Genomic DNA, 6881 nt, shown 5'->3' on the forward strand with positions numbered 1-6881 from the left:
TTCCCGCGCCGGGACACGAGACTACGGGTGATCAGGCCGACGCCACACGCGGTTCGGCCCATCCGCCACGAGCTTCGACACGTTCGGGTCATGAGATTCCGAGTCATGCGATTTCGAGTCATGAGATGAGGAGCACACCGCACTATGAGGGCACATCAACGAGGTCTGACCCCCCGGGGCTGGGGGATCGCCGCGGCGGGCACGGTCGTGTGCGCGGCGGGCCTGGCCTTGTGCCTGGGCGGCACCACGGCCGCCCAAGCCGCGCCGGCGGCGGTGGCCGGCGGCGCGTTCGGCGTGGCCGCGGACGTCAGCCTGGCCGGGGTCCACGTGCACGTCCCGGCGCGGCCCGCGGTGACGCTGCCGTCGCCGGGCGGCAGCGCGACGACGATCACCGGGCACGCCGTCGACCTCGGCGTCGGGGACCTGGCGTCGCTCGGCGTCCTGGACGTCAGCACAGTCGGCACGCCGCCGGGCGGCAGCGTGCACAGCACCGCCGAGATGCAGGGGCTGCGCGTGGACGCCGTGCTCGGTGGCGACGATTCGGCGCTGCACGGCCAGGAGAACGTGATCAAGTCGCAGTGCACTGCGACCGGCTCTGGTGCGTCGGCGAGCACTGATCTGGCCCACGTGGTGATCGCCGGACAGACCGTGGCCGCGAACCCCGCGCTGAACACGCACATCACCGTCCCGGGCATCGCGGACGTCATCCTCAACGAGCAGACCCAGACCGGCAGCGCCGGCTCTCCCGGCGTCACGGTCAACGGCGTGCACGTCCGCCTGCTGCCGGGCCTTGGCGCCCTGGGCGGCGGCGACATCTACCTCGCGCAGTCGCGCTGTTCGATCACCGGCGGGACCAGCATGCCGGTCGGCGCGGTCGGCGGCGTGGTGCTGACCGGGGTGCTCGGCGTGCTGTTCACCGGCTACCAGTTCCGCAAGCGGCGCTCGAACCGGGGCGCTTCCGGCGCGTCCGGCGGCGGAGATGGCAGCGAGATCGGCGCGGTCGGCGACGGGGCCGGCGCGTGAAGGTGCTGGCCGTCGGGGCGCACCCGGACGACGTCGAACTCGGGTGCGGCGCCGCGCTGCTGGCGCACCGCGCCCGGGGCGACAGCGTCGGGCTGCTCGTGCTCACCGGTGGTGAGCACGGGCCGCAGGGCCAGTCGTCGCGGATGTCGGAGCAGGAGATCGCCGCGTCCATCCTCGGAGCCGACCTGTACTGGGGCGGGTTCGAGGACGGCGCGGTGCCGGAGGGGCGCGCCGGGGTGACGGTGGTCGAGGACGCGATTCGAGCCACCGGCGCGGACGTCGTCTACACGCACTCGCCGCGCGACAGCCACCAGGACCACCGCTCGGCGGCGGTGGCCACGCTCGCGGCCGGACGGCTGGTCAGCAGGATCCTGATGTACGAGACGCCGTCGTCGCTCGGGTTCGCGCCGACGGTGTTCGTGGACGCCGCCGAGCACCTGCAAGGGAAGCTGAAAGCGTTGCGGGCACACGTTTCGCAGGTGCTGAAGAACCAGATGGTGGACCTGGACGCGGTCGCGGCGCAGGCACGCTTCCGTGGGTTTCAGGCGCGGTTGCGGCACGCCGAGGCGTTCGAGACCGAGCGGTTCGCTTGGGATCTGAGCGGCGCGGGCCTTTCAGATCCTGGCGCCGACCAACGCATCTCAGGTGTCGAATACGCGCCGTCCGCGGGCCGGTGAACGCATGAGCCGTGCCAGCCATCGCCGCGTGTCGGCCGTCCGGCTTCCCTCCGGATGGCCGAGACACGCGTTCATAGTCGGTGCGGTGCTCGTGCTGTGGTCAGTGCTGGGCACCGCGGTTCTGACGGCAGGCGTCGTGTATCTGCTCGATGCCGTCTTCCTGTGCTTCTTCGTCCGACACACGGCTTTCGCGGTGTCCGCGCTGCGGCATGCGGACCCTGATTCGCTCGCGGCTGCGCGCGCCGATTCGCTGGTCTTCGGGGATCTGACGGGCTACCGACCGGCGGTGTCGGTGCTGGTGTCGTGCAAGAACGAGCGGCTGGTCGTCGATCGGCTCGTCTCGGAGCTCCTGGCCTTGGACTACCCCGCTGAGCTGCTGCAGATCGTCATCGTCGACGACGGCTCCGACGACGGGACCGGCGAGATCCTCGACCGCCGGGCCGCTGCCGAACCGCGGCTGCTGGCACTGCATCGGCCTGCGGGTTCCGGTCCTCCCGGCAAGTCCGCCGCCCTGAACTACGCGCTGCCACGGCTGAGCGGGGAGATCGTCGTGGTCTTCGACGCCGACCACCGGCCGCACCGCGACAGCTTGGCGTTGCTGGTGCGGCACTTCGAGGATCCGAGCGTGGGCGCGGTGCAAGGCCGGTGCCGGATCCGCAACGCCGCCGACGCGCCGCTGACCCGGCTGATCACCGTGGACTACCTGGCCGGCTACCTGGTCAACGAGTTCGGGCGGCAGGCGGTGTTCGGGTTGCCGGCCTACGGCGGGGCGAACTGCGCGATTAGGCTCGCGGCGCTGCGGGATCTGGGCGGGTGGAACGTGCACAGCGTCACCGAGGACACGGATGTGACGCTGCGGTTGCTGCTGTCGGGACTGCACGTGCGGTACGAGCCGGGCGCCGTGGACGACGAGGAGGGCGTCACGACGGTGCAGCGGTTCTGGAAGCAACGGTATCGGTGGGCTCGGGGGCATCAGCAGGTGTGCCGGGACTATCTGCGGCATGTGTGGCGGGCTTCGCATTTGTCAGTGCTCGAACGTGTCGAGACGGTGATGTTCCTGCTGATCTACCACGTTCCGGTGGCTTCGTTGCTGGCGTTGGGGTTGCTGGTGCTGTCGGCGGCGGGGCTGGTGCCGGCGGCTTCGGTGCCGGGCGGGTTCGTGTTGTGGACGTTGCTGTTTCTGGGGCCGTTGCTGGAGATCGGCGGCGGGATGTTGTTGGCACGGACGCGGCGTTCGGATGTGCTGGCGTTGGTGTGGTTCTTGCCGATGTTCCTGGTGTCGGCGGTGTTGTGCGGCAAGGCTTGGTTCGACGGATTGTCAGGGTCCTCCTATACGTGGGTCCGGACGGATCGGTCGGGAGTGGGTCCGGGTTCGGGATCTGGTTCCGGCTCGGGCTCGGGCTCGGGATCTGGCTCCGGCTCGGGATCTGGCTCCGGCTCGGGCTCCAGCTCGTCCGGACCGTTTGGGTCGCCAGGGCCTTCGGCGCGGCAGGTGGCGTCGTGAGGCCGGAGCCGTGGCGGGTGTTCGTGCGCATCGGGGTGCTGCTGGCCGTCACGGTCGCCGGTTTCGTGTTGTTGCAGCAATGGATACGGGGCCTAGAAGCCGCGGCGACCGTGGACGTCTTCCACGCGCTCGGCGTCGGCAGCGTCTCCCGGGGCTATCAGGCTTCGATCATCGTTGACGCGCGGTCACACGGACCGTTCGCGGCGATCCTGACGCCCGCGTGCTCGTCGCTGGCCTCGCTTCTGGCGCTTGGCGGACTCGCAGTACTGCGGCCTACGGGAGCCCGGGGACGGCTGGCACTCGCGGTCGGCGCGGCGATGGCGGTGGTGTTCGTCGGAAACATCGCACGGATCGCTGCATCGATCGGCGTCGGGCTGCTGACCGGTCCTTCGGCACTGGTGCTGTTCCACGACTGGGTCGGATCTCTTTTCGCTTTCGCTTACACGCTCGGAGGGTTTGTGTTGATGATGTGGTTCCTGCTGCCCCGGGATGGGGTGGCCTTGGACGACCTCTGTCTCGCCCCCGCTGATGGGGTGCGCCATGAGTCCTGAACCGGTGGCTTTAGCGATCGGCAGCTCCCTGGTCACCGTCGCGGCCCTTCGCAGCACTCTGAGCAGGTTCGGAGTACGCCGACAACTGCGCGGTGCCCTCGTCGCCCCCGACCCCGCCGCACGCGTCGCAGCAGTACAGACAGCCGGTGAGAACGGCGTGGGACGCAACGCCCGGCTGCTGCTGGAGATCGCCGAGGCGGAGGAGGACATCTGGGTCCGACAGGCGTTGGCGCAGACGGTGATGCGGCATCGGTGGGAGCCGGCGTGCACGGTCGCCTTGGTGCGGCTGCGGGTGTGGGCCAAGCAGGAGTTGTTGTGGGGGCGGCTGGAGGTGCCCGCCGTGTCGGTGGTGAGCGGCGAAGGTACGCAGGCGTTGGTTTCGACCGGCTGGTGGGAGGAGTGACATGACGGAAACGGTGCTGGTCACAGGGGTCGGCGGGCCCGCGGGGGTCTCCGTCGTCAACGCGCTGCTGCGCGCTGGCGTACGTACTGTCGCAGTGGATTGCGACGCCTCTGCTGCCGGGCTCTCGTTGGGCGACGTGTCCGGGGTCGTGCCGATGGCAGGGGATCCCAAATTCATCGAGACGTTGTGCGATCTCGCTGTATCCCAAGGTGCTGATGCCGTGGTCTCGACGGTCGCCGAAGAGCTCGTCGCGTTAGGGACACGCGCTGAAGACCTTGCGGGCAACGGGATCGCGGTGTGGGTTCCTTCGCAGAAGGCCGTTGAGCAGTGCTCTGACAAGGCCGTCTTCGCGACGGTCCTGGATGAAGCCGGGATCGCGACGCCCGCCACCGGCTTCGCCGCGTCGGACGTGTCAGGGCCCTGGATCGTGAAGCCGCGGTTCGGGCGGGGTTCGCGTGACGTGTATCCGTGCGACTCGGCCGACGAGGTGGCGTGGGCGTTGCGGCGCGTCGTCGATCCCATTGTGCAGACGCGGTTGTCGGGGCTGGAGTTCACGGTCGACGCCCTGGTTGACCGCGACGGGCGGTTCGCTGGCGGCGTGCCACGCTGGCGGTTGGAGACGCGCGGTGGGATCTCGACGAAGGGCGAGACATTCGCTGATGACAGGGTTCTTATAGGAGCTGCGGCGGTGCTGGAGGCCGTCGGGTTGTGCGGGGTGGCGTGCGTCCAGGGGTTCGTGACGGACGCGGACGAGGTGGTGTTCGTCGAGTGCAACCCGCGCTTCTCCGGCGGACTGCCCCTGTCCTTGGCCGCCGGCGCGGACCTGGTGGGCGAATACGTGCGGGGAATCAGGGGACTGCCGATCCGGAGCTCGCGTCTGGGGTATCGGCCCGGCGTGCGGATGTCGCGACTGTTCTGTGAGGTGTTCGAAGGTTGAGACTCACCATCCCGTTCGGCACCCGGCCGGAGATCGTGAAGCTGGCGCCGGTGGTCCGCGAGCTGCGCCGGCGCGAGTGGCCGACCCGGCTGGTCTTCACCGGCCAGCACTACGATCCGGCGCTCGGCGAGGAGTTCCTGCGCTCACTGAATATGGAGCCTGATTCCCGCTGGACCCTGCCGCCGAACCCCGCGGCGGCCCTCGGCGCGCTGCTGGAGCGTGCGGTCGAGGAGGTGACGGCGTTCGCCGCCGACGCCGTGCTGCTGATGGGCGACACGATGACGGTGCCGGTGTTCTGCCTGGCGGCACGTCGTGCCTGCATCCCGGTGGTGCACCTGGAGGCGGGGCTGCGCTCGTTCAACGAGACGTCGATGGAGGAAGTCAACCGGCGCATCGCGGCCACGACGGCGTCGCTGCACCTGGCACCCACCGCCCTGGCCGCGCGCTTCCTGACCGCCGAGGGCGTCGATGCCGCGCGGATCCGCGTGGTCGGCAACACGGTGGTGGACGTGGTGCGGGAGTCGGGCGTGGCGCGCGTGCCGGTCGAATCGCGCGCCGGCGTGCTGGTGACGGCCCACCGCGCATCGACGGTCGACTCCCCCGCGCGACTGCAGACGCTGGTGGAGCTGCTGGTACGCATCGCGGGACTCGCCGCCTCGGACCCCGCCTTCGGCCCGGTGCTGTTCCCCACGCACCCCCGCACCCACGACCGCCTCGCCACGGCAGGACTGCTCGACGCGCTGACGGACGCGGGCATCCGAGTGATCGCACCGCTGCCGTACCAGGAGATGCTGACGGCACTCGCCGCATCCCGCGTGGTGGTGACCGACTCCGGCGGCCTCCAGGAGGAGGCGTCGTGGTTCGGGATCCCGGCTGTCGTGCTGCGCCGCTCGACGCCGCGCTGGGAAGGCGTGGCCGCCGGCGCATCAGAACTCGTCGGCCTGGACGGCGACACGGCCCTGGCCGCCGTCGCCCGCTTCGGCCACCCGGCGGAGCTGAAGCGCGTCGACGCTTTGGAGTGCCCGTACGGGGACGGCTTCGCCTCCGCACGCGTGGTCGACGCGCTCGCCGAGGCCGACGCTGCGGGGCTGCTGCGACTACGGGAGCCGGACTTCGTCGGACGTGCGGTGCCGGGGAGCGCGGTGGAGGTCTCGTGGACATGAGCGGCGGCGGCGTGCGTCGAAATCTCACCGGAGGGGCCAGTTATCTGACCACCCCCACCACCACCCGCACCACAGACGTCGAGGCAGTCCTCTGCGACCTCGACGACACCCTCTACCCCCAGGCCACCTGGCTCGACGGCGCCTGGCGCGCAGTGGCAGCGGAGGCCGCCCGCCACGGAATCGACGAGCCCGCATTCCTCGCCGCCCTCCAAGCCGACGCGGCACTCGGATCCGCGCGCGGCGGCATCATCGACCGTGCGCTGGCAACCGTGGGGGTCGGGGCGAGATCCGGGCACGACACTGTGCCGTCGGAGTCGGGTCCGGGGCTAACCGCCAAGCACGCCAGCGCGCCGTCGGGGTCGGGTGCAGCGGCGGGAACCGAGGCGGCGACGTCGGCGACGTCGGCGGCATCGGGCACGGCCGCAGGGGTCGGAGTCGTAGCCGGACACGACAGCGCGGCATCGGCATCAGGTGCAGCCGTGCGGATCGGGCTGGTAGCCGGGCACGACAGCGTGGCATCGGCGCCCGTTGCAGTCTTCGACGCGTCTGATCAGGCGCCAAGCGCACCAGGGCGCGGCACATCGACCGCAGCGTGCGCGGATGTGATCAGTTCTCTCCTTAAC

At 70.4% G+C, this 6881-nt stretch carries 7 protein-coding genes and 1 pseudogene; all 8 read left to right on the top strand.

All coding sequences use genetic code 11. The features are described 5' to 3' along the window. Window positions 1-144: 144 nt before the first annotated feature. Window positions 145-1023, top strand: a complete 879-nt coding sequence (locus GWK61_RS31215; RefSeq protein ID WP_194915090.1) for a choice-of-anchor P family protein — start codon at window positions 145-147, stop codon at window positions 1021-1023. Next, window positions 1020-1700 (top strand): PIG-L deacetylase family protein, encoded by a 681-nt coding sequence (locus tag GWK61_RS31220; protein WP_194915092.1) that lies wholly within the window; start codon window positions 1020-1022, stop codon window positions 1698-1700. The genes GWK61_RS31215 and GWK61_RS31220 overlap by 4 nt, the downstream gene beginning before the upstream one ends. An 85-nt stretch (window positions 1701-1785) precedes the next feature. Next, window positions 1786-3204 (top strand): glycosyltransferase family 2 protein, encoded by a 1419-nt coding sequence (locus tag GWK61_RS31225; RefSeq protein ID WP_194915094.1) that lies wholly within the window; start codon window positions 1786-1788, stop codon window positions 3202-3204. Window positions 3205-3221: 17 nt separating this feature from the next. After that, window positions 3222-3755 carry an exosortase/archaeosortase family protein gene (locus tag GWK61_RS31230; RefSeq protein WP_194915114.1) on the top strand — a complete coding sequence of 178 codons (534 nt, stop codon included), beginning with the start codon at window positions 3222-3224 and terminating at the stop codon, window positions 3753-3755. Continuing rightward, window positions 3745-4158, top strand: a complete 414-nt coding sequence (locus tag GWK61_RS31235; RefSeq protein WP_194915096.1) for a hypothetical protein — start codon at window positions 3745-3747, stop codon at window positions 4156-4158. Before GWK61_RS31230 ends, GWK61_RS31235 begins: the two co-directional genes overlap by 11 nt. 1 nt (window position 4159) lies before the next feature. Further along, a complete protein-coding gene (locus GWK61_RS31240) occupies window positions 4160-5095 on the top strand; it encodes an ATP-grasp domain-containing protein (RefSeq protein WP_194915098.1) in 936 nt (311 codons plus the stop codon). Next, window positions 5092-6258: a non-hydrolyzing UDP-N-acetylglucosamine 2-epimerase gene (gene wecB, locus GWK61_RS31245; protein WP_194915100.1), complete on the top strand. Its 1167-nt coding sequence runs from the start codon at window positions 5092-5094 to the stop codon at window positions 6256-6258. The genes GWK61_RS31240 and wecB overlap by 4 nt, the downstream gene beginning before the upstream one ends. Then, a pseudogene (locus GWK61_RS31250) lies at window positions 6249-6881 on the top strand (hypothetical protein); the annotation flags it as partial. The gene wecB and the pseudogene GWK61_RS31250, both read left to right, overlap by 10 nt.

The sequence above is a fragment of the Catenulispora rubra genome (genome assembly GCF_015356825.1).
GTDB classification, from domain to species: domain Bacteria; phylum Actinomycetota; class Actinomycetes; order Streptomycetales; family Catenulisporaceae; genus Catenulispora; species Catenulispora rubra.